Source organism: Cupriavidus necator (assembly GCF_040578825.1).
Classification (GTDB): Bacteria; Pseudomonadota; Gammaproteobacteria; order Burkholderiales; family Burkholderiaceae; genus Cupriavidus; species Cupriavidus necator_E.
Genome location: NZ_JBEFLI010000038.1, coordinates 24,263 through 43,486, shown reverse-complemented (window position 1 = coordinate 43,486; position 19,224 = coordinate 24,263). Strand labels below are relative to the sequence as shown.

At 64.0% G+C, this 19,224-nt stretch carries 18 protein-coding genes; 17 read left to right on the top strand and 1 reads right to left on the bottom strand.

Going from position 1 to position 19,224, the window contains the following annotated elements; genetic code table 11:
* Positions 1-14 precede the first annotated feature (14 nt).
* From nuoI to cyoD, 17 genes are all read left to right on the top strand, one after another.
* Positions 15-506 carry an NADH-quinone oxidoreductase subunit NuoI gene (gene nuoI, locus AB1I47_RS19255; RefSeq protein WP_022534067.1) on the top strand — a complete coding sequence of 164 codons (492 nt, stop codon included), beginning with the start codon at positions 15-17 and terminating at the stop codon, positions 504-506.
* A 165-nt stretch (positions 507-671) separates the two neighbouring features.
* Positions 672-1,316 carry an NADH-quinone oxidoreductase subunit J gene (locus tag AB1I47_RS19250; RefSeq protein WP_354685340.1) on the top strand — a complete coding sequence of 215 codons (645 nt, stop codon included), beginning with the start codon at positions 672-674 and terminating at the stop codon, positions 1,314-1,316.
* Between the two features lie 16 nt (positions 1,317-1,332).
* Positions 1,333-1,638, top strand: coding sequence for an NADH-quinone oxidoreductase subunit NuoK (gene nuoK, locus AB1I47_RS19245; protein ID WP_022534069.1), 306 nt, complete (start codon positions 1,333-1,335; stop codon positions 1,636-1,638).
* Positions 1,639-1,696: 58 nt separating this feature from the next.
* A complete protein-coding gene (gene nuoL, locus AB1I47_RS19240) occupies positions 1,697-3,784 on the top strand; it encodes an NADH-quinone oxidoreductase subunit L (RefSeq protein WP_354685339.1) in 2,088 nt (695 codons plus the stop codon).
* Between the two features lie 27 nt (positions 3,785-3,811).
* Positions 3,812-5,278: an NADH-quinone oxidoreductase subunit M gene (locus AB1I47_RS19235; RefSeq protein WP_354685338.1), complete on the top strand. Its 1,467-nt coding sequence runs from the start codon at positions 3,812-3,814 to the stop codon at positions 5,276-5,278.
* An 18-nt stretch (positions 5,279-5,296) separates the two neighbouring features.
* Positions 5,297-6,772 (top strand): NADH-quinone oxidoreductase subunit NuoN, encoded by a 1,476-nt coding sequence (gene nuoN / locus AB1I47_RS19230; protein ID WP_354685337.1) that lies wholly within the window; start codon positions 5,297-5,299, stop codon positions 6,770-6,772.
* Positions 6,773-6,785: 13 nt separating this feature from the next.
* Positions 6,786-7,094, top strand: a complete 309-nt coding sequence (locus tag AB1I47_RS19225; protein ID WP_354685336.1) for a DUF2818 family protein — start codon at positions 6,786-6,788, stop codon at positions 7,092-7,094.
* Positions 7,095-7,138: 44 nt separating this feature from the next.
* The gene (locus tag AB1I47_RS19220; RefSeq protein ID WP_354685335.1) at positions 7,139-7,765 is read left to right on the top strand and encodes an NUDIX hydrolase; all 627 of its coding nucleotides are present in this window, start codon (positions 7,139-7,141) and stop codon (positions 7,763-7,765) included.
* A gap of 177 nt (positions 7,766-7,942) precedes the next feature.
* Entirely contained in the window at positions 7,943-8,389 is a 447-nt protein-coding gene (locus AB1I47_RS19215; protein WP_354685334.1) for a DUF1178 family protein, read from the top strand.
* Between the two features lie 95 nt (positions 8,390-8,484).
* Positions 8,485-9,687, top strand: a complete 1,203-nt coding sequence (locus AB1I47_RS19210) for an acyl-CoA dehydrogenase family protein (protein ID WP_354685333.1) — start codon at positions 8,485-8,487, stop codon at positions 9,685-9,687.
* A gap of 13 nt (positions 9,688-9,700) precedes the next feature.
* Positions 9,701-10,819 (top strand): acyl-CoA dehydrogenase family protein, encoded by a 1,119-nt coding sequence (locus AB1I47_RS19205; RefSeq protein ID WP_354685332.1) that lies wholly within the window; start codon positions 9,701-9,703, stop codon positions 10,817-10,819.
* A gap of 250 nt (positions 10,820-11,069) precedes the next feature.
* The gene (locus tag AB1I47_RS19200; protein WP_354685331.1) at positions 11,070-11,513 is read left to right on the top strand and encodes a MaoC family dehydratase; all 444 of its coding nucleotides are present in this window, start codon (positions 11,070-11,072) and stop codon (positions 11,511-11,513) included.
* A 35-nt stretch (positions 11,514-11,548) separates the two neighbouring features.
* Positions 11,549-12,025, top strand: a complete 477-nt coding sequence (locus tag AB1I47_RS19195) for a MaoC family dehydratase (RefSeq protein ID WP_354685330.1) — start codon at positions 11,549-11,551, stop codon at positions 12,023-12,025.
* Positions 12,026-12,632: 607 nt separating this feature from the next.
* Positions 12,633-13,595 (top strand): ubiquinol oxidase subunit II, encoded by a 963-nt coding sequence (gene cyoA, locus AB1I47_RS19190; protein ID WP_354685329.1) that lies wholly within the window; start codon positions 12,633-12,635, stop codon positions 13,593-13,595.
* 14 nt (positions 13,596-13,609) lie between these two features.
* Positions 13,610-15,583 (top strand): cytochrome o ubiquinol oxidase subunit I, encoded by a 1,974-nt coding sequence (gene cyoB / locus AB1I47_RS19185; RefSeq protein WP_354685328.1) that lies wholly within the window; start codon positions 13,610-13,612, stop codon positions 15,581-15,583.
* A 5-nt stretch (positions 15,584-15,588) separates the two neighbouring features.
* Positions 15,589-16,239, top strand: coding sequence for a cytochrome o ubiquinol oxidase subunit III (gene cyoC / locus AB1I47_RS19180; RefSeq protein WP_354685327.1), 651 nt, complete (start codon positions 15,589-15,591; stop codon positions 16,237-16,239).
* Positions 16,239-16,607 carry a cytochrome o ubiquinol oxidase subunit IV gene (cyoD, locus tag AB1I47_RS19175; RefSeq protein ID WP_354685326.1) on the top strand — a complete coding sequence of 123 codons (369 nt, stop codon included), beginning with the start codon at positions 16,239-16,241 and terminating at the stop codon, positions 16,605-16,607. Before cyoC ends, cyoD begins: the two co-directional genes overlap by 1 nt.
* A 76-nt stretch (positions 16,608-16,683) precedes the next feature.
* Here cyoD and AB1I47_RS19170 read toward each other — a convergent pair whose 3' ends face one another.
* Positions 16,684-18,747, bottom strand: coding sequence for a gamma-glutamyltransferase family protein (locus tag AB1I47_RS19170; protein WP_354685325.1), 2,064 nt, complete (start codon positions 18,745-18,747; stop codon positions 16,684-16,686).
* Between the last annotated feature and the right edge of the window lie 477 nt (positions 18,748-19,224).

The window sequence follows — 19,224 nt, the reverse complement described above, 5'->3', positions numbered from 1 at the left end:
TACTAGGAAGCATCATGCTGCTCGCCATCAAGGACTTCTTCAACAGCCTGCTCCTGAAGGAACTCTTCAAGGGCATGGCGCTGACCGGCCGCTATCTCTTCGCGCGCAAGGTCACCGTCCAGTTTCCGGAAGAGAAAACGCCGATCTCGCCGCGTTTTCGCGGCCTGCACGCGCTGCGCCGCTACCCCAACGGGGAAGAGCGCTGCATCGCCTGCAAGCTGTGCGAGGCAGTGTGCCCGGCGCTGGCCATCACGATCGAGTCGGACGTGCGCAACGACGGCACGCGCCGTACCACGCGTTATGACATCGACCTGACCAAGTGCATCTTCTGCGGTTTCTGCGAGGAGGCCTGCCCGGTCGACGCCATCGTCGAAACGCAGATCCTGGAGTACCACGGCGAGAAGCGCGGCGACCTGTACTTCACCAAGGACATGCTGCTGGCAGTGGGCGACCGCTACGAGCCGCAGATCGCCGCAGCCAAGGCTGCCGACGCCAAGTATCGCTGAGCGGCGGCAGTATCGAACGGCAGCGCGATCGCATCGGATCGCCGCTGCCACCGAATGTGAATTCGGCCCCTTCAATGCAAGGGGCCAAAGCAAGGATGCCGCAGGAGCGGGCCACCCGATGGGGTGGCTTGTGCCGGACGGCCCAGAGAGGATCCGATAGGGACCATGGAACTCACGACCACCATCTTTTACGTCTTTGCGCTGGTGCTGGTGCTCTCCGCACTGAAAGTCATCACTGCGAAGAACCCGGTGCACGCCGCACTGTTCCTCGTGCTGTCGTTCTTCACGGCGGCCGCGATCTGGATGCTGCTCAAGGCGGAATTCCTCGCCATCCTGCTGGTGCTGGTCTATGTCGGCGCGGTGATGGTGCTGTTCCTGTTCGTGGTGATGATGATCGATATCGATATCGAGCACCTGCGCCGCGACTTCTGGACCTACGTGCCGATGGCCTCGGTGGTCGGCGCGCTGATCATTGCCGAAATGGCGATCGTGCTGGTGCGCAACTTCATCGGCACCACCACGCCGGTGGTGACCAACGGGTCGCAGGACCCGGGCTACTCGAACACCGCCGCGCTCGGCAAGGTCATCTACACCGACTACATCTACGCCTTCGAAGTGGCCGGCATCATCCTGCTGGTGGCCATCATCGCCGCCGTGGCGCTGACCCTGCGCCGCCGCAAGGACGTCAAGGCCCAGGACGTGTCGGCGCAGCTGCGTACCCGCCGCGACGAGCGCGTGCGCCTGGTGCCGATGCAGTCCGAAAGCCAGACCTCGCAGACGGAAGCCGCGGCTGCCGCCAATAAGAACTAAAGCCCGGAGAAACGCTGTGCTCTCTCTCGCTCACTACCTCGTCCTCGGTGCGATCCTGTTCGCGATCAGCATCGTCGGCATCTTCCTGAACCGCAAGAACGTGATCGTGCTGCTGATGGCGATCGAGCTGATGCTGCTTGCGGTGAACATCAACTTCGTCGCCTTCTCGCATTACCTGGGCGACCTCGCTGGTCAGGTTTTCGTTTTCTTCATCCTCACGGTGGCCGCCGCCGAGTCGGCAATCGGTCTGGCAATCCTGGTGGTGCTGTTCCGCAACCTGGATACGATCAACGTGGACGACCTGGACACCCTGAAGGGCTGATCCGTGCCGCACTACGCAGATACCCAAGACTCACCGACCGCACACCACTAAGCGTCCTATGGCAACCACGCTCAACCCCAACCTGCTGCTTGCGATCCCGCTGGCGCCGCTAGTCGGCTCCGCGATCGCCGGTTTGTTCGGTACCAAGTTCTTTGACCTGTTTTCCTCGGAGTCGCGCGGCGGCCGGATGGTGGCCCACACCTCGACGATTCTGGGCGTGGCCATTGCCTGCGTGCTGTCGGTGATGGTGCTGCTCGACGTGATGAACGGCGCCAGCTACAACGGCACCGTCTACGAGTGGATGGCCATCGGCAGCCTGAAGATGGAGGTCGGCTTCCTGGTCGACTCGCTGACCGCGATGATGATGGTGGTGGTGACCTTCGTCTCGCTGATGGTGCACATCTACACCGTCGGCTACATGGACGGGGATCCCGGCTACAACCGCTTCTTCGCCTACATCTCGCTCTTCACCTTCTCGATGCTGATGCTGGTGATGAGCAACAACTTCCTGCAGCTGTTCTTCGGCTGGGAAGCGGTGGGCCTGGTGTCGTACCTGCTGATCGGCTTCTGGTACACCCGCCCGACCGCGATCTTCGCCAACCTGAAGGCGTTCCTGGTCAACCGCGTCGGTGACTTCGGCTTTATCCTCGGCATCGGCCTGCTGCTGGCCTACGCCGGCAGCATGAACTACACCGAAGTGTTCGCCGCGCGCGAGAAGCTCGCGACCGTGATCTTCCCGGGCACCGACTGGCTGATGATCACCGTGGCCTGCATCTGCCTGTTCATCGGCGCGATGGGCAAGTCGGCGCAGTTCCCGCTGCACGTCTGGCTGCCTGACTCGATGGAAGGCCCGACCCCGATCTCCGCACTGATCCACGCGGCAACGATGGTGACCGCCGGCATCTTCATGGTGGCGCGCATGTCGCCGCTGTTCGAGCTGTCGGATACGGCGCTGTCCTTCGTGCTGGTGATCGGTGCCATCACGGCGCTGTTCATGGGCTTCCTGGGCATCATCCAGAACGACATCAAGCGCGTGGTGGCTTACTCCACGCTGTCGCAGCTCGGCTACATGACCGTGGCGCTGGGCGCTTCGGCCTACTCGGTGGCCGTGTTCCACCTGATGACGCACGCCTTCTTCAAGGCACTGCTGTTCCTGGGCGCCGGCTCGGTCATCATCGGCATGCACCACGACCAGGACATCCGCAACATGGGCGGCCTGCGCAAGTACATGCCGATCACCTGGATCACGTCGCTGGTGGGTTCGCTGGCGCTGATCGGCACGCCGTTCTTCGCCGGCTTCTACTCCAAGGACTCGATCATCGAGGCCGTCAAGGAGTCGCATATCGCCGGTTCCAGCTTTGCCTACTACGCCGTGCTGGCGGGCGTGTTCGTCACCGCGTTCTACTCGTTCCGCATGTACTTCATGGTGTTCCACGGCAAGGAGCGCTGGGGTCAGAACCATGCCCACCAGGGCCATGAGGGCGACCATGAGGACGAGGAAGTGTCGCACGACCACCACCATGGTCTGGCCGCAGGCGAAAAGCCGCACGAGTCGCCGTGGGTGGTGACGCTGCCGCTGGTGCTGCTGGCGATCCCGTCGGTGATCGTCGGTGCCATCGCGATCGAGCCGATGCTGTTCGGCAACTTCTTCAAGAACGGCGTTGCCTTCAAGGACGTGATCTTCGTCGGCGAGAACCACCACGCCATGGCCGAGCTGAAGGAAGCGTTCCACGGCTGGGTGGCAATGGCGACTCACTCGCTGACCACCCCCGTGCTGTGGCTGGCCGTCGCCGGCGTGGTGCTGTCGTGGTTCTTCTATATGAAGCGCCCGGACATCCCCGAGGCGATCAAGAACCGCTTCGCAGGCGTCTTCAAGCTGCTCGACAACAAGTACTACATGGATGCCATCAACCAGGTGGTGTTCGCCCGCGGTGCACGCCTGCTCGGTACCGGCCTGTGGAAGGGCGGCGACCAGGGGCTGATCGACGGCCTGCTCGTTAACGGCTCGGCACGCGTGGTGGCTTCGTTCGCTTCGGCCAGCCGCTACCTGCAATCGGGCTATATCTACCACTACGCATTCGCGATGATCGTCGGCATGCTGGTGCTGCTGACGCTGACGGTCACGGGCGTGATCGGCACCAAGTGATAGGCACCAAGTAAGGAAAACATAGAAATGGTTCTGTCTTTCTCAATCTGGCTGCCTGTATTTTTCGGCCTGCTGATCCTGGCCTTCGGCTCGGACCGCAGCCCTGGCTTTGTCCGTTGGATGTCGCTGTTCGGCTCGATCGCCAGCTTTGTCGTCACGCTGCCGCTGGTCTTCGGCTTCGACCGTACCAGCGCGGCGATGCAGTTCGTCGAGAAGGCGGACTGGATCGAGCGCTTCAACATCCACTATCTGCTGGGCGTTGACGGCATCTCGATGTGGTTCGTGGTGCTGACCGCCTTCATCACGGTGATCGTGGTGATCTCGGCCTGGGAAGTGATCACCGAGCGTGTGGCCGAATACATGGCCTCGTTCCTGATCCTGTCGGGCCTGATGGTCGGCGTGTTCTGCACGCTGGACGGCATGCTGTTCTACGTGTTCTTCGAAGCCACGCTGATCCCGATGTACATCATCATCGGCGTCTGGGGCGGTCCGAACCGCGTCTATGCCGCGTTCAAGTTCTTTCTGTACACGCTGGCCGGCTCGCTGATGACGCTGGTGGCGCTGCTGTACCTGTACAACAAGACCGGCACCTTCGACATCCTGCAATGGCACCAGGCCAAGCTGTCGATGAACGAGCAGATCGCGCTGTTTATCGCCTTCTTCGTCGCCTTCGCGGTCAAGGTGCCGATGTGGCCGGTGCATACCTGGCTGCCCGACGCCCACGTGGAAGCGCCGACCGGCGGTTCGGTGGTGCTGGCGGCGATCATGCTGAAGCTGGGCGCCTACGGTTTCCTGCGGTTCTCGCTGCCGATCGCGCCTGACGCGAGCCACTACCTGGCCCCGTTCATCATCACCATCTCGCTGATCGCGGTGATCTACATCGGCCTGGTGGCGCTGGTGCAGGCCGACATGAAGAAGCTGGTGGCGTACTCGTCGATCGCCCACATGGGCTTCGTCACGCTGGGCTTCTTCATCTTCAGCGACATCGGCGTGGAAGGCGGCATCGTGCAGATGATCTCGCACGGCTTTATCTCCGGCGCGATGTTCCTTTGCATCGGCGTGCTGTACGACCGCGTGCACTCGCGCCAGATCGCCGACTACGGCGGCGTGGTCAACACCATGCCCAAGTTCGCCGCGCTGGCGGTGTTCTTCGCGATGGCCAACTGCGGCCTGCCGGCTACCTCGGGCTTCGTCGGCGAATTCATGGTGATCCTGGGCGCGGTCAAGTTCGACTTCTGGATCGGCCTGCTGGCTGCCACCGCGCTGATCTTCGGCGCCGCCTACTCGCTGTGGATGGTCAAGCGCGTGATCTTCGGCGATGCCGTGCACCAGCACGTGCGCGAGCTGGCCGACCTGAACAAGCGTGAGTTCGTCATGCTCGGCCTGCTGGCCATCGTGACGCTGTACATGGGCCTGCACCCGAAGCCCTTTACCGACGTGATGCACCCGTCCGTGGTGAACCTGCTGCAGCATGCGGCGCAGTCCAAGCTGTAATCGGGGAGAGATATCAACATGCAACCGTCCTCGACACTCGGCCCCGTAGCGCCGATCATTTTCCTGGCGATCGCCATCGGCGCGGTCAACTGGATCGACCTTGCACGCGGCAAGGGCAAGCAAAGCGTGGCCTATCCGCTGTCGCTGCTGACCACCCTGGTGCTGACCGTCTGGTTCGGCCTGAACGCCGCCAGCGGCGAGTCGCACTACGCGTTCGCGAACCTGGTGGTGATCGACCCGATGGCGAATGTGCTGTCGGCATTCTGTGCTGCCGGCCTGTTCGTGACGCTGGTCTACACGCGCCGCTACCTGGCCGAGCGCGACATGTTCGCCGGCGAGTTCTACCAGCTCGCGCTGTTTACGCTCGGCGGCCAGATCGTGATGATCACCGGCAACAACTTCCTGACCCTGTACCTGGGCCTGGAACTGCTGTCGCTGTCGTCGTACGCGCTGGTGGCGCTGCGCCGCGATTCACGCGTGACCTCTGAATCGGCGATGAAGTACTTCGTGCTGGGCGCGCTGGCTTCGGGCTTCCTGCTGTACGGCATCTCGATGATGTACGGCGCCACCGGTTCGCTGAACCTGGGCGAGGTGTTCCGCGTGGTCGAGTCGGGCCGCGTCAACACCACCATGCTGGCCTTCGGCGTGGTCTTTATCGTCGCCGGCCTGTCGTTCAAGCTGGGTGCCGCGCCGTTCCACATGTGGATCCCGGACATCTACCAGGGCTCGCCGACCGCGGTGACGCTGCTGATCGCCGGCGGCCCGAAGGTCGCGGCGTTCGCGCTGTTTATCCGCGTGCTGGTGGAAGGCCTGCTGCCGCTGGCCAATGACTGGCAGATGATGCTGGTGGTGCTGTCGATCATCTCGCTGGCCATCGGCAACCTGACGGCCATCGTGCAGAGCAACCTGAAGCGGATGCTGGCGTACTCGACCATCTCGCACATGGGCTTCGTGCTGCTGGGCCTGCTGTCGGGCGTGGTGGCCAACAAGGCCGACGGTGCCGCGGATGCCTACAGCTCGGCGATGTTCTACTCGGTGACCTACCTGCTGACCACGCTGGGCACCTTCGGCATCATCCTGCTGCGCACGAACAAGGGCTTCGAGGCCGAGACGCTGGAAGACCTGAAGGGCATGTCGCGCCGCAACCCGTGGTTCGCGTTCCTGATGCTGGTGATGATGTTCTCGCTGGCCGGGATTCCGCCGACCGTGGGCTTCTATGCCAAGCTGGCCGTGCTGGATGCGGTGGTCAAGGCCGGCATGACCTGGCTGGCGGTGGTGGCGGTGCTGTTCTCGCTGATCGGCGCGTTCTACTACCTGCGTATCGTCAAGCTGATGTACTTCGATGCGCCCGCTGCCGAAGAGGAGCTGGAAGCCACTTTTGGCCTGCGCTCGATGCTGAGCGTGAACGGTGCCGCGGTGATCCTGCTGGGCATTTTCCCGGCCGCGCTGATGAACCTGTGCTACCAGGCCATCCGCGCGACGCTGGGTTCCTGATCCGCCGCATCTCATGAGCGCATCCGCAAGCGGCTGGTTTGTCATCCTGCTGGCACTCGTCAGTGCGAACCTGCCGTTTGTGAACCAGCGCCTGTTCGCGGTGATTCCGCTGCGGCGGGCGCGCAAGCCGATCTGGCTGCGCCTGCTGGAACTGATCGTGTGGTACGCGGTGGCCGGCGCCGCCGGCTTTGCGGTGGAGGCCAGCCTTGGCAACGCCTTCCCGCAGGGCTGGCAGTTCTACGCTATCACCGCCTGCATGATGCTGGTGTTTGCCTTCCCGGGCTTCACCTGGCAATACCTCGTCAAACACCGCACGGCCTGAAGCCGGTCTTGTCGGCGCCGGGCCCTGCCTGATCCGGAGCGTCCATGACCGACAAGACTCAAGGCGGCACCCCTGTCACCGCTGGCCCTGCTGAGAACGACGACGCACTGAAGGAAGTCTGCGTCGCCTCGGCCACGGTCCATCGCGGCAAGTTCCTTACCCTCAAGCAAGACATCGTCAGGCTGCCCGACGGCAAGCAGACCGGGCGCGAGTACATCGTCCACCCTGGAGCGGTGATGATGATCCCGCTGTTCGACGACGGCACCGTGCTGATGGAGCGCCAGTTCCGCTACCCGATCGGCGAAGTGATGCTGGAATTTCCCGCCGGCAAGCTCGATCCGGAGGAGGGCGCGCAGCGCTGCGGCGAACGCGAACTGCTGGAGGAGACCGGCTACAGCGCGGCGCGCTGGGACTACCTGACGCGCATCCATCCGGTCATCTCCTATTCGACCGAATTCATCGACATCTTCCTGGCGCGCGACCTGACGCACGGCGAGGCACAGCTGGACGACGGCGAGTTCATCGAAACCTTCATCACGCCCGTCGGACAGGTGATCGACTGGGTGCACAGCGGGCGCATTACCGATGTGAAGACCATCATCGGCGCGTTCTGGCTGGAAAAAGTGATTTCCGGCGCCTGGCAGCCGGGCGAACAGCCGCTGCGAGGCTGAGCCACGGCCGGCACGCCGCGCTGCACTGGGCTAAGCTGGAAACACGAGCGGAGCATGGCGTCGCGGTATTCTGTGCGCCAGGAAGCTGTTCCGAACGGTCGTTCGAAAAAATTTAGCACGACCGTTCACAAAAATTCGATTCACGGATAATATAGCTTTTGACGGGCTGGAAAAATCATGAAGGTGCTCGACCTGCGCTGCGCGCATGACCATCGTTTCGAGGGCTGGTTTGCCTCGGAGGAAGAAGCGCAGTCGCAAATCTCGCGTGACCTCGTCCAATGCCCGGTCTGTGGCGACCACGCCGTGACGCGGCTGCCCAGCGCGCCGCGCCTGAACCTGTCAGGCGCGACCGCGCCGAGGGGTGCCGCCAAGCCGGCGCAGCAACCTGCGCCACCGGCAACACTGCAAGCGCTCTATATGAAGGCAGTGAAGCAGGTGCTGGCCCAGACCGAGGATGTTGGCGACCGCTTTGCCGAGGAGGCAAGGCGCATGCACTATGACGAAGCGCCGGAACGCGGTATCCGCGGTTCGGCCTCGGCTGAGGAAGTGCAGGCGCTGGCGGAAGAGGGCATAGAGACGTTCCCGCTCGTCGTGCCGGATGCGCTGAAGCAGACGGCTCACTGAATTGCGTCCTGTGCCCGTTGCTGTCGGCGCATGACGCGCAGGCAGAACAAACCGCCGGCAGCTTCAGGCAATGCCGGCACCACATGGAGACGGGCATGGATCTCAACTACTCGGCGTCCGACAACGCCTTCCGCGAGGAAGTGCGTAGCTGGCTCGAAGCCAACTTGCCGGCGGACATCCGCGGCAAGATTCTCAACCACCGCCGTCCGAACCGCGACGACCTGGTGCGCTGGCACAAGACCCTCGCCGGCAAGGGCTGGTCGGCGCCGCACTGGCCGGTCCAGTACGGCGGCACCGGCTGGAACGCCACGCAACGCCATATCTGGGACGAAGAGAATGCCCGCGTCGGCGCGCCCGGCGTGCTGCCGTTCGGCGTGGCGATGGTTGCGCCCGTGATCATGAAGTACGGCAACGAGCAGCAGAAGTCGTACTACCTGCCGCGTATCCTGGACTGCACCGACTGGTGGTGCCAGGGCTATTCGGAGCCGGGCTCGGGTTCTGACCTCGCGTCGCTGAAGACCCGCGCCGAGCTGACCCCGGACGGCAAGCACTACATCGTCAACGGCCAGAAGACCTGGACCACGCTCGGCCAGCATGCCGACATGATCTTCTGCCTGGTGCGCACCGATCCCGAAGCCAAGAAGCAAGAGGGCATCTCGTTCCTGCTGATCGACATGAAGACGCCGGGCATCACCGTGCGCCCGATCATCATGCTCGACGAAGAGCATGAGGTGAACGAGGTCTTCTTCGACAACGTCAAGGTGCCGGTCGAGAACCGCGTCGGCGAAGAGAACAAGGGCTGGACCTACGCCAAGTACCTGCTCGGCCACGAGCGTACCGGCATTGCCCGCGTGGGCAATTCCAAGCGCGAGCTGGGCTTCCTCAAGCGCGTGGCGCGCCAGCAGCAGAAGAACGGCAAGCCCCTGCTGGAGGATCCGGTGTTCGGCGCCAAGGTGGCCGCGCTGGAAATCGAGCTGATGGCGCTGGAGATCACCGTGCTGCGCGTGGTGTCGAGCGAAGCCGCCGGCAAGGGCCCCGGGCCCGAGGCGTCGATGCTCAAGATCAAGGGCACCGAGATCCAGCAACTGCTGACCGAGCTGATGGTCGAGGCCGTCGGCCCGTACGCGCAGCCGTTCGACACCGCCTACCTGGAGTGCGAGACCGAGCACGCCGTCACCGGCAACGACGACGCCGCGCCGCTGGCCGCGTACTACTTCAACTATCGCAAGACCTCCATCTACGGCGGGTCCAACGAAATTCAGAAGAACATCATCAGCCAGATGATTCTGGGGCTGTGAGGAGACACGTAACATGAACTTCAATCTCAGCGACGAACAGAAGCAGCTGGCCGACGCCGTCCGCCGTTTTATCGACAAGGACTACGGCTTCGAGGATCGCAAGAAGAACTATGAAAGCGCCGCCGGCTACGGCGAGGGCGCATGGGGCTCGCTGGTGGAGCTCGGCCTGACGGCGCTGCCGGTGCCGGAAGAGCAGGGCGGCTTCGCGGGCAAGGCGCTCGACATGATGGTGGTGCAGCAGGAGCTGGGCCGCGGCCTGGTGGTGGAGCCGTACTTCGCCACCGTGGTGGGCGCCTACGCGCTGGGGCTGGCTGGCGGCCAGGATGCGCTGCTCGAACAAGTGGCCGGCGGCGAACTGAAGCTGGCCGTGGCCTTCAACGAGCCGCAGGCGCGCTATGAACTGAACAACGTGCGCGTCACCGCCCGCGACGGCAAGCTCAGCGGCCGCAAGGCCGTGGTGCTGCACGGCGGCCAGGCCGACAAGCTGGTCGTGTCGGCGCGCAGCAGCGGCGCCGACGCCGACCAGGACGGCATCTCGCTGTTCCTGGTGGATGCGAAGGGCGCCGGCGTCAGCATCACCGACTACCGCACCATCGACAACCTGCGCGCGGCCGACATTACCTTGCAGGATGCGCCCGCGCAACTGCTGGGCGAGGCCGGCAAGGCCTTCGCGCTGATCGAGCAGGTGGCCGATTACGCCGCCGTGCTGCTGTGCGCCGAGGCCGTGGGCGTGATGGATACGCTCAACGCCGCCACGCTGGAGTACGCCAAGACGCGCCAGCAGTTCGGCCAGCCGATCGCGCGCTTCCAGGCGCTGCAGCACCGCATGGTGGAGATGTTCATCCATGCCGAGCAGTCGCGCTCGATCACGTTGCTGGCGGCGGCCCGCTTTGAAGAGGTAACGCCGGAAGAGCGCCGCCGCTATGTCTCCGCCGCCAAGGCGCGCGTGGGGCAGGCAGCCCGCACGGTCGGCCAGGAAGCGGTGCAGATCCACGGCGGCATGGGCGTGACCAACGAACTGCCGGCCGCGCATATGTTCAAGCGGCTGACGCTGATCAACACCACCTTCGGCGACGTGGACCACCACCTGGGCAGGTTTGCCGCCCAGCCGGGGTTCCAGGAAGCTGCCTGATCCAGACTGCTGGCAAAGCATGCACACTGCCGGTTCGCTCCCCTCTCCCGCTTGCTGGAGAGGGGAGCGTTCCCAACGGTGGCGGCATACCTCCAGCGCCATGACCGCGCCATAGGCCTTCGGCCTTGGCGCGGTTTTTTCTTTGCGGGATGTTAGGGCCGGGTTCGGCAAATACGGACACCCGGTCCTGGCATGCATGCGATCATCGTCAAGACAAGGCCATAGCCATCCACAACGGAGTAGACAACCGATGCTGTATTTCGAGGACTTTGAAGTCGGCAGCCGCCGTGAACTGGGCTCTTACCTCGTCACCGAGGAAGAGATCCTGACGTTCGCCCGCCAGTACGACCCGCAGCCTTTCCATATCGACAAGGAAGCCGCCGCCAACAGCATCTACGGCGGGCTGATCTCGAGCGGCTGGATGACCTGCTCGATCATGATGCGCGTCCTGGTCACCAGCATCACCGGCAAGGCGGCCAGCATGGGCTCGCCGGGCGTGGACGAGATCCGCTGGATCAAGCCGGTCTATGCCGGCGACACGCTGTCGGTGGCGCTGACCGTGCTGGATGCGCGCCCGTCGCAGTCCAAGCCGGACCGCGGCGTGGTCCACACCCGGTGGGAAGCCACCAACCAGCGCGGCGAACTGGTCTGCACGGTCAAGGGCATGGGCATGTACGGCCGCCGCCCCGCGTAAGCACAATCAACCCACCCATCGAGGAGACAATCGCCATGCGCACCATCGCATCGCTCGAAGAGCTGGAAGGCCTGCAAGGGCAGGAAGTCGCGGTCAGCGACTGGATCGAAGTGACGCAGCAGCAGGTCAACCAGTTTGCCGAGGCCACCGGCGACCACCAGTGGATCCACGTCGACGTGGAGCGGGCGAAGAAGGAATCGCCCTATGGCGGCCCGATCGCCCACGGCTTCCTGACGCTGTCGCTGCTGCCGAAGTTCATGCACAACGCGCTGCATATGCCGTCGAAGATCGGCGTCAACTATGGCCTGAACCGCGTGCGCTTCACCGCACCCGTGCCGGTGGGCAGCAAGCTGCGCGCCCGCATCAAGCTGCTGAAGGTCGAACGGCTCGACCCCTTGCCCAAGTCGCCGCAGCTGGTGGGCGCGCAATCCAGCTGGGAAGTGACGATCGAGCGCGAAGGCAGCGACCGTCCCGTGTGCGTAGCGGAGTCGATCACGCGCCGGTATGGCTGAGGTGCGACGTCGGTTCTGATGCACTGCGACAATATGCCACATGAAGTTGTCGCAGCCCCGAAAGCCGCGCAATGCGCGGCTTTCTGCATATTTACATGCGGATTTGTGGCGTTGACGCCGATCAAGACTCGGACTGCACGCGGCAGCGCCGATTGTCCGTTCTGCCGAACAGTGTGTTCCGTGTCGTTGGGTTTACCCTCAATGTTGCGTTGCGGTACAGTCGCGCCCACGATGTTTTACGTGTTGTGCCCCCCGGCCGAAAACCGCGCCTGCCATGAAGGCGGGTCCGTCGGGAGGTGCAAAAACCTCGTATTCCAACGCTACCCGGCCGCTGTACTGAGCCGGGACCGTTCGCGGTTTCGGCCATCAGGTACCGCAGCGCCGGCAAGGTCCCACAGGGCCTGCAGCGCGCGCAGTCAGTTGTCCTTCCGTGTTCATGGCGTTGCAAGGCCGCATGGTCCCCCGGCGTTAGATCCGCCGCCCGACCGCAACGCCAGCTAAGGACACGTCCTTCCGGTTTTCCCATAGCCCCACGCCTCTTGCGCGAGCATCAGGCGGTTTAGCCGCGCTTTTGCCCAAAACGCGGTGTAACCAAACCAGTCGTGACATGAAGAAACCCATACTGCCGCGTTGGACGCGGTTCCTGCCCTGCCTCGGCCTGCTTCTGCTGGCTGGCTGCAACATGACGCTGCTCGACCCGAAAGGGCAGGTCGGCGTCGACATCAAGAACATCATCCTGATCGCCACCTGGCTCATGCTGCTGGTGGTGCTGCCGGTGATCGTGCTGACGCTGGTGTTTGCCTGGAAGTACCGCGCGTCCAATACCTCGGCGCGCTATGAGCCGGACTGGTCGCACTCCACCGCGATCGAAGTGGTGGTGTGGCTGATCCCCTGCCTGATCATCATCGCGCTGGGCATCATCACCTGGAAGTCCTCGCACGACCTGGACCCGTACAAGCCGCTGGAATCGAACAAGAAGCCCGTCACCGTCGAGGTGGTGGCGCTGAACTGGAAGTGGCTGTTCATCTATCCGGAACTGAACATCGCCACGGTCAACCAGATCGCCTTCCCGGTCGACACCCCGGTGAACTTCAAGATCACCTCGGATTCGATCATGAATTCATTCTTCATCCCGCAACTGGGCAGCCAGGTTTACGCCATGGCAGGGATGGAGACCAAGCTGCACCTGATCGCCAACGAAGCCGGCTCGTATGACGGCGTGTCCGCCAACTACAGCGGCGGCGGCTTCTCGGGCATGAAGTTCAAGGCGGTCGCCATGTCGAACTACGAGTTCGACCAGTGGGTCGCCAAGGTTCGCGCCTCGTCGACCGAACTGGGCGTTGAAGGCTACAAGACGCTGGCACAACCCAGCGAGAAGGAGCCGGTCACGTACTACGGCAAGGTGGAAGACAAGCTCTTCCACAACATCCTGCACAAGTACATGGACCACAGCGGCACGGCGCTCGCCGCCGATGGGTTCAAGGGCGGCCCGATCTGCACGTCGCGCAACACGCTCGGTGAAGAGAAGCTGTCGATGACCACGCCGGCCAAGCTGTCGGCGGGCGCGTAATCCTGGGAGCAATGATGTTTGGCAAGTTGAGTTTGTCGGCGATTCCGTTTCATGAGCCGATCATCATGGTCGTTCTGGCCGGCGTCGCCCTGGGCGGTGCCGCGCTGCTAGGCGCGATCACCTATTTCAAGAAGTGGGGCTACCTCTGGAACGAGTGGTTCACCTCGGTCGACCACAAGAAGATCGGCGTGATGTACTGCCTGGTCGCGCTGATCATGCTGCTGCGCGGCTTCGCCGACGCGGTCATGATGCGCACCCAGCTGGCGCTCGCCACCAATGGCGCGACCGGCGTGCTGCCGCCTGAGCACTACGACCAGATCTTCACCGCCCATGGCGTGATCATGATCTTCTTCGTGGCCATGCCGCTGATGACCGGCCTGATGAACCTGGTCGTGCCGCTGCAGATCGGCGCGCGCGACGTGGCCTTCCCGTTCCTGAACACGCTGTCGTTCTGGCTGTTCGTGTCGGGCGCCATGCTGGTCAACATCTCGCTGGGCGTCGGTGAATTCGCCAAGACCGGCTGGCTGGCCTACCCGCCGCTGTCGGGACTGGACTTCAGCCCGGGCGTGGGGGTGGACTACTACCTCTGGAGCTTGCAGATCTCAGGCCTGGGCACCTTGCTGACCGGCGTGAACTTCCTGGTGACGATCCTGCGCATGCGCGCGCCTGGCATGACGCTGATGCGCATGCCGGTGTTCACCTGGACCGCGCTGTGCACCAACGTGCTGATCGTGGCCGCCTTCCCGGTGCTGACCGTGACGCTGGCGCTGCTGGGCCTGGACCGCTACCTCGGCATGCACTTCTTCACGAACGAAGGTGGCGGCAACGCCATGATGTACGTGAACCTGATCTGGATCTGGGGCCACCCCGAGGTGTACATCCTGATCCTGCCGGCGTTCGGTATCTTCTCTGAAGTCATCGCCACGTTCTCGGGCAAGAAGCTGTTCGGCTACAAGGGCATGGTGTACGCGACCGCCGCGATCATGGTGCTGTCGTTCATCGTGTGGCTGCACCACTTCTTCACGATGGGCTCGGGGGCCAACGTCAACGCGTTCTTCGGCATCACGACCATGATCATCTCCATCCCGACCGGGGTGAAGATCTTCAACTGGCTGTTCACGATGTACCGCGGCCGGGTCCAGATGACCTCGCCGGTGCTGTGGACGCTGGGCTTCATGATCACCTTCGTGATCGGCGGCATGACCGGCGTGCTGATGGCCGTGCCGGCCGCTGACTTCGTGCTGCACAACAGCCTGTTCCTGATCGCCCACTTCCACAACGTGATCATCGGCGGCGTGCTGTTCGGCTACCTGGCCGGCATCACCTACTGGTGGCCGAAGGCGTTCGGCTTCAAGCTGAACGAGCGCCTGGGCAAGTGCGCCTTCTGGTGCTGGCTGGTCGGCTTCTACTTCGCCTTCATGCCGCTGTACGTGCTGGGCCTGATGGGCATGACCCGCCGCCTGAACCACACCGATAACCCGGCCTGGACGCCGTGGCTGTACCTGGCAGTGGTCGGCGTGGTGTTCGTGGCGCTGGGCATCTTCTTCCAGGTGCTGCAGATCGTCGTGTCGATCCGCGACCGCAAGAAGCTGGCCGACGTGACCGGCGACCCGTGGGGCGGCCGCACGCTGGAGTGGGCCACCTCGTCGCCGCCGCCGTTCTACAACTTCGCGCACACCCCGGTGGTGCGTGACCTGGACGCGTTCTCCGACATGAAGGCCCGTGGCGAGACGCTGCCGACCGAAGGCTACGAGAAGATCCACATGCCCAAGAACACGGGCGCGGGCTTCATCATCGGCGCCTTCAGCCTGGTGTTCGGCTTTGCCCTGACCTGGCATATCTGGTGGATGGCCATCGTTGGCCTGGTGGGCATGGTGTGGGCGTTCATCCACCGCAGCAACGACGACCATATCGACTACTACGTGCCGGCCACCGAGGTCGAGCAGATCGAAACGCGCCATCTGCAGCGCATTGCTTCGCAAGCCTGAGAACCATGTCGACTCAAGTCCTAGACCGCATCCCCGCGCAGGCCGGCGCACCGGCCAAAGCCGACGCGCATGGCCATGGCCATGACCATGCGCACCACGATACCAGTGCCAATACGGTGTATGGCTTCTGGATCTACCTGATGAGCGACTGCATCATCTTCGCCGGGCTGTTCGCGGCGTTCGCCGTGCTGCGCGGCGAGCTGGCAGGCGGCCCGTCGGCGAAGGAGCTGTTCGAGCTCAACTACGTGCTGGTGGAGACCTTCATCCTGCTGTTCTCCTCGATCACGTACGGCATGGCGATGATCTCGCTGCAGAACCGCAGCCTCAGCCGCGTGCAGGTGTGGCTCGGCATCACGTTCCTGCTGGGCGCGGCGTTCATGGCGATGGAAATCAACGAGTTCCATCACCTGATCGCCGAAGGCGCCGGCCCGGGCCGCAGCGCGTTCCTGTCGTCGTTCTTCACGCTGGTCGGCACCCACGGCCTGCACGTCGCCAGCGGCATGCTGTGGATGATCGTGCTGATGTGGCAACTGTCGAAGAAGGGCATCACCCCGACCCTGACCAAGCGCCTGATGTGCCTGTCGCTGTTCTGGCACTTCCTGGACGTGGTCTGGATCGGCGTGTTTACCGTGGTCTACCTGATGGGACATCTGTGATGGCACAACACAACGCACCGGCGGCGCACGGCGCCCACGATTCGCACGACTCGCACGCGAGTCATGACACCCACGCCAGCTTCAAGTCGTATGCGATCGGCTTTATCCTGGCGGTGATCCTGACCGTGATCCCGTTCAAGCTCGTGATGGACGGCAGCATGGACAAGGGCACGATCCTCTGGATCATCCTCGGCATGGCCGCGGTCCAGATCCTGGTCCACCTGAAGTACTTCCTGCACCTGGACACGTCGTCCGAGCAGCGCAGCAACGTGATCGCGCTGTTGTTCACGGCGCTGATCCTGGTGATCGTGGTGGCTGGTTCGCTCTGGATCATGCACAACCTGAACACCAACATGATGGTGATGTAAGGACTGGCGTCCTCGCATCGAGAAACGGGGCCCCGCGAGGGGCCCCGTTTTTTTGCTGCGTGGCTTCGCTACAGTATCAGGGCCTGAACGTATCCCCCAGCACCACGCCTTCGCGGCGCGGATCGGCGCCGCCCACCAGCGCGGCCGAGCCGCCCACGGTGGTGCGGATGATCGCGCTCAGGCCGCTGGACTGCGCCGCGATGTTGACGGTATGGCCCAGGTTGCGCAGCCCCCTGACCAGCGGATCGTTGTCGCCCGCCTGCCCACCGGCGGGCACGCTGGTGTCGACGTTGGGATGCTCGCCGCCGACGATCATCGCCGAGCCCGCGCCATTGGAGCCGCCGAAGTCGATCATCGACACCGCCTGCTGCGCGTCCATGCCCCAGTCCAGCGCCGCGACCAGCGTCTTGGCCACGTACTGGATGATGGTGGCACCGCCCGGCGAGCCGGTGGTCATGTAGAAGTCGCCGCGCGAACCGTCGGCATTGCGCTTGAACACCAGCGTGGGCGACATCGAGCTGCGCGGGCGCTTGCCCGGCTGCAGGCGGTTGGCTACCAGCACGCCGCCGACCGACGGCTGGGCGCTGAAGTCGGTCAGCTCGTTGTTGAGCAGGAAGCCGTTGGTCATGTGGTACGAGCCCAGCCCTGACTCGATGGTGGTGGTCATCGCTACCACGTTGCCGTATTTGTCATGCAGCGACAGGTGGGTGGTGCCACGCTCTTCCACCATCGACGGCGACAGCGGCACGTCGCCCAGGTTGCCTGCCGCCACCGGCGTGGTCAGCACGCCCACGGTGCTGATCAGGTCGGCACGCTGGCGCAGGTACGGCTTGTTGACCATGCTTTCCCAACTGCCGCCGGGCAGGGCGATGAAGTCAGTGTCGGCGACGTACTTGTTGCGGTCGGCATAGGCAAGATGGCCGGCTTCGCCGACCAGGTGGGCACCCAGCACGCTCGGCCTGCCGCCGTTCTGGTCGACCAGCGTAGGCGCGTAGCGCGACATCTCGTAGTTCTCGACGATGCCCAGGATCTGCGCCACCGCGATGCCGCCCGACGACGGCGGCGGCATGCCGCAGATCTCGTACTGGCGATAGGTGGTGCAGACCGGGATGCGCTTCTTGGCCTGGTAGTTGGCGAGGTCGTCCAGCGTGGTCACGCCCGGCGTGGTGTTGCCGTCATAGGTAGTCTGGATCTTGGCGACGATGGCCTGCGCGATCGGGCCGTTCTTGTAGAACGCGTCGGCGCCATCGGAGGCGACGGCGGCGAACACACTGGCCAGCGCCGGATTCCTGATGATGGTGTTGACCGCGCGCGGCGTGCCGTCAGGATTCAGGAAGTACGCGGCCATTTCGGGATCGCGCTGGATATTGGCCACCGTGGTGCTGCCCGAGATTGCGGCGGCCATGCGCGGCGGGATCGCGAAGCCGTCGGTGGCCAGCTTGATCGCCGGCGCGAACAGCTCCTTCCAGGCGGTCTTGCCGTACTCCTTGTGGGCCAGTTCCAGCACGCGCAGCGTGCCCGGCGTGCCGATCGAGCGGCCGCTGCGCACAGCGTTTGGCAGCGGGGCAGTCTGGTCGGCCGCGGATTTCCACTGCAGGTAGTTCTCGTCGGCGCCGGCCGGGGCCGTCTCTCGCCCGTCGTAGGCAATGACTTTCCTGGTGGCCGCGTCGTAATACATGATGAAGGCGCCGCCGCCGATGCCGGACGATTGCGGCTCGACCAGGTTCAGCACCATCTGCGCCGCTACCGCCGCGTCCACGGCGGTGCCGCCGGCCTTCAGCACGTCGCAGGCGGTCTTGGTCGACACCGGGTTGTTGGTCACTGCCATATAGGTCTTGCTGTAGACCGTGACCTTGGGCGCGTATCCCGTGGCCTGTTCCGGCGCGTTGGGGTCGCCGGGCAGCACCACGGCCTGGCCGCCGGTGCTGCCGTCCAGTTCGCAACCAGTGGCGGTGGGCGTGATCGGGGTAGTGACGACAGGCGGGTCGCCGCCGCCCCCGCCGCAGGCGCCGAGCGTCAGGGCCAGAACGGACAGCGCCAGGGTGTACTGGCGCAGCGGCGTGAATGGCAAGCGTGGCAGGTGGCGGCGTGGCGGTTGCGCAGCGGCGGGTGACGCGGTGGGATCGGCAGCGTACGGCATGGTTTCTCCTTCCTGTTGTTGGCCCGGGTTCTCGGCGTCGGATCGACGTTGCAGAGGGAATGCCACGACCGCGTCTACCAGGGACAGACTGCGGCTAACTTGCACCGTAGTCGTGCCGGGCGGCCGCCTTAATCCTTGAATGTACTAATTTACCTGCAACCGAATCCGGGTTTAAGCGCGCGCTTAATACCTCGGCTGGAGGGCGTGCCCCGTATGGGTCAGCCCGATGCTGGCGCACGTCTTCGTCGCGATCGCTTGCGCCATGCACCGCGGGTGCACGAATTTGTGCCGGCGCACTGTCTCAGTGCGGACGCGCGATGCACGGGCATGGTGCGCGCAGGGCCTGCCGGCTTCATTGCGTCGCGCCGGCCGCGGGCCGGCCGTCATTGCCCGGCAGCAAACCGTCGTAATGCCAATGGCACGCTAGTTGCAGAAGCGTCACCCGGGGAGCGTAGTCCCTGACCAACACCATAAACG

What these genes read in the sequence shown, in the direction of transcription:
- nuoI (WP_022534067.1), top strand. Translation starts at nt 15, where the DNA reads ATGCTGCTCGCCATCAAGGACTTCTTCAACAGCCTGCTCCTGAAGGAA.
- AB1I47_RS19250 (WP_354685340.1), top strand. Translation starts at nt 672, where the DNA reads ATGGAACTCACGACCACCATCTTTTACGTCTTTGCGCTGGTGCTGGTG.
- nuoL (WP_354685339.1), top strand. Translation starts at nt 1,697, where the DNA reads ATGGCAACCACGCTCAACCCCAACCTGCTGCTTGCGATCCCGCTGGCG.
- AB1I47_RS19235 (WP_354685338.1), top strand. Translation starts at nt 3,812, where the DNA reads ATGGTTCTGTCTTTCTCAATCTGGCTGCCTGTATTTTTCGGCCTGCTG.
- nuoN (WP_354685337.1), top strand. Translation starts at nt 5,297, where the DNA reads ATGCAACCGTCCTCGACACTCGGCCCCGTAGCGCCGATCATTTTCCTG.
- AB1I47_RS19225 (WP_354685336.1), top strand. Translation starts at nt 6,786, where the DNA reads ATGAGCGCATCCGCAAGCGGCTGGTTTGTCATCCTGCTGGCACTCGTC.
- AB1I47_RS19220 (WP_354685335.1), top strand. Translation starts at nt 7,139, where the DNA reads ATGACCGACAAGACTCAAGGCGGCACCCCTGTCACCGCTGGCCCTGCT.
- AB1I47_RS19215 (WP_354685334.1), top strand. Translation starts at nt 7,943, where the DNA reads ATGAAGGTGCTCGACCTGCGCTGCGCGCATGACCATCGTTTCGAGGGC.
- AB1I47_RS19210 (WP_354685333.1), top strand. Translation starts at nt 8,485, where the DNA reads ATGGATCTCAACTACTCGGCGTCCGACAACGCCTTCCGCGAGGAAGTG.
- AB1I47_RS19205 (WP_354685332.1), top strand. Translation starts at nt 9,701, where the DNA reads ATGAACTTCAATCTCAGCGACGAACAGAAGCAGCTGGCCGACGCCGTC.
- AB1I47_RS19200 (WP_354685331.1), top strand. Translation starts at nt 11,070, where the DNA reads ATGCTGTATTTCGAGGACTTTGAAGTCGGCAGCCGCCGTGAACTGGGC.
- AB1I47_RS19195 (WP_354685330.1), top strand. Translation starts at nt 11,549, where the DNA reads ATGCGCACCATCGCATCGCTCGAAGAGCTGGAAGGCCTGCAAGGGCAG.
- cyoA (WP_354685329.1), top strand. Translation starts at nt 12,633, where the DNA reads ATGAAGAAACCCATACTGCCGCGTTGGACGCGGTTCCTGCCCTGCCTC.
- cyoB (WP_354685328.1), top strand. Translation starts at nt 13,610, where the DNA reads ATGTTTGGCAAGTTGAGTTTGTCGGCGATTCCGTTTCATGAGCCGATC.
- cyoC (WP_354685327.1), top strand. Translation starts at nt 15,589, where the DNA reads ATGTCGACTCAAGTCCTAGACCGCATCCCCGCGCAGGCCGGCGCACCG.
- cyoD (WP_354685326.1), top strand. Translation starts at nt 16,239, where the DNA reads ATGGCACAACACAACGCACCGGCGGCGCACGGCGCCCACGATTCGCAC.
- AB1I47_RS19170 (WP_354685325.1), bottom strand. Translation starts at nt 18,747, where the DNA reads ATGCCGTACGCTGCCGATCCCACCGCGTCACCCGCCGCTGCGCAACCG.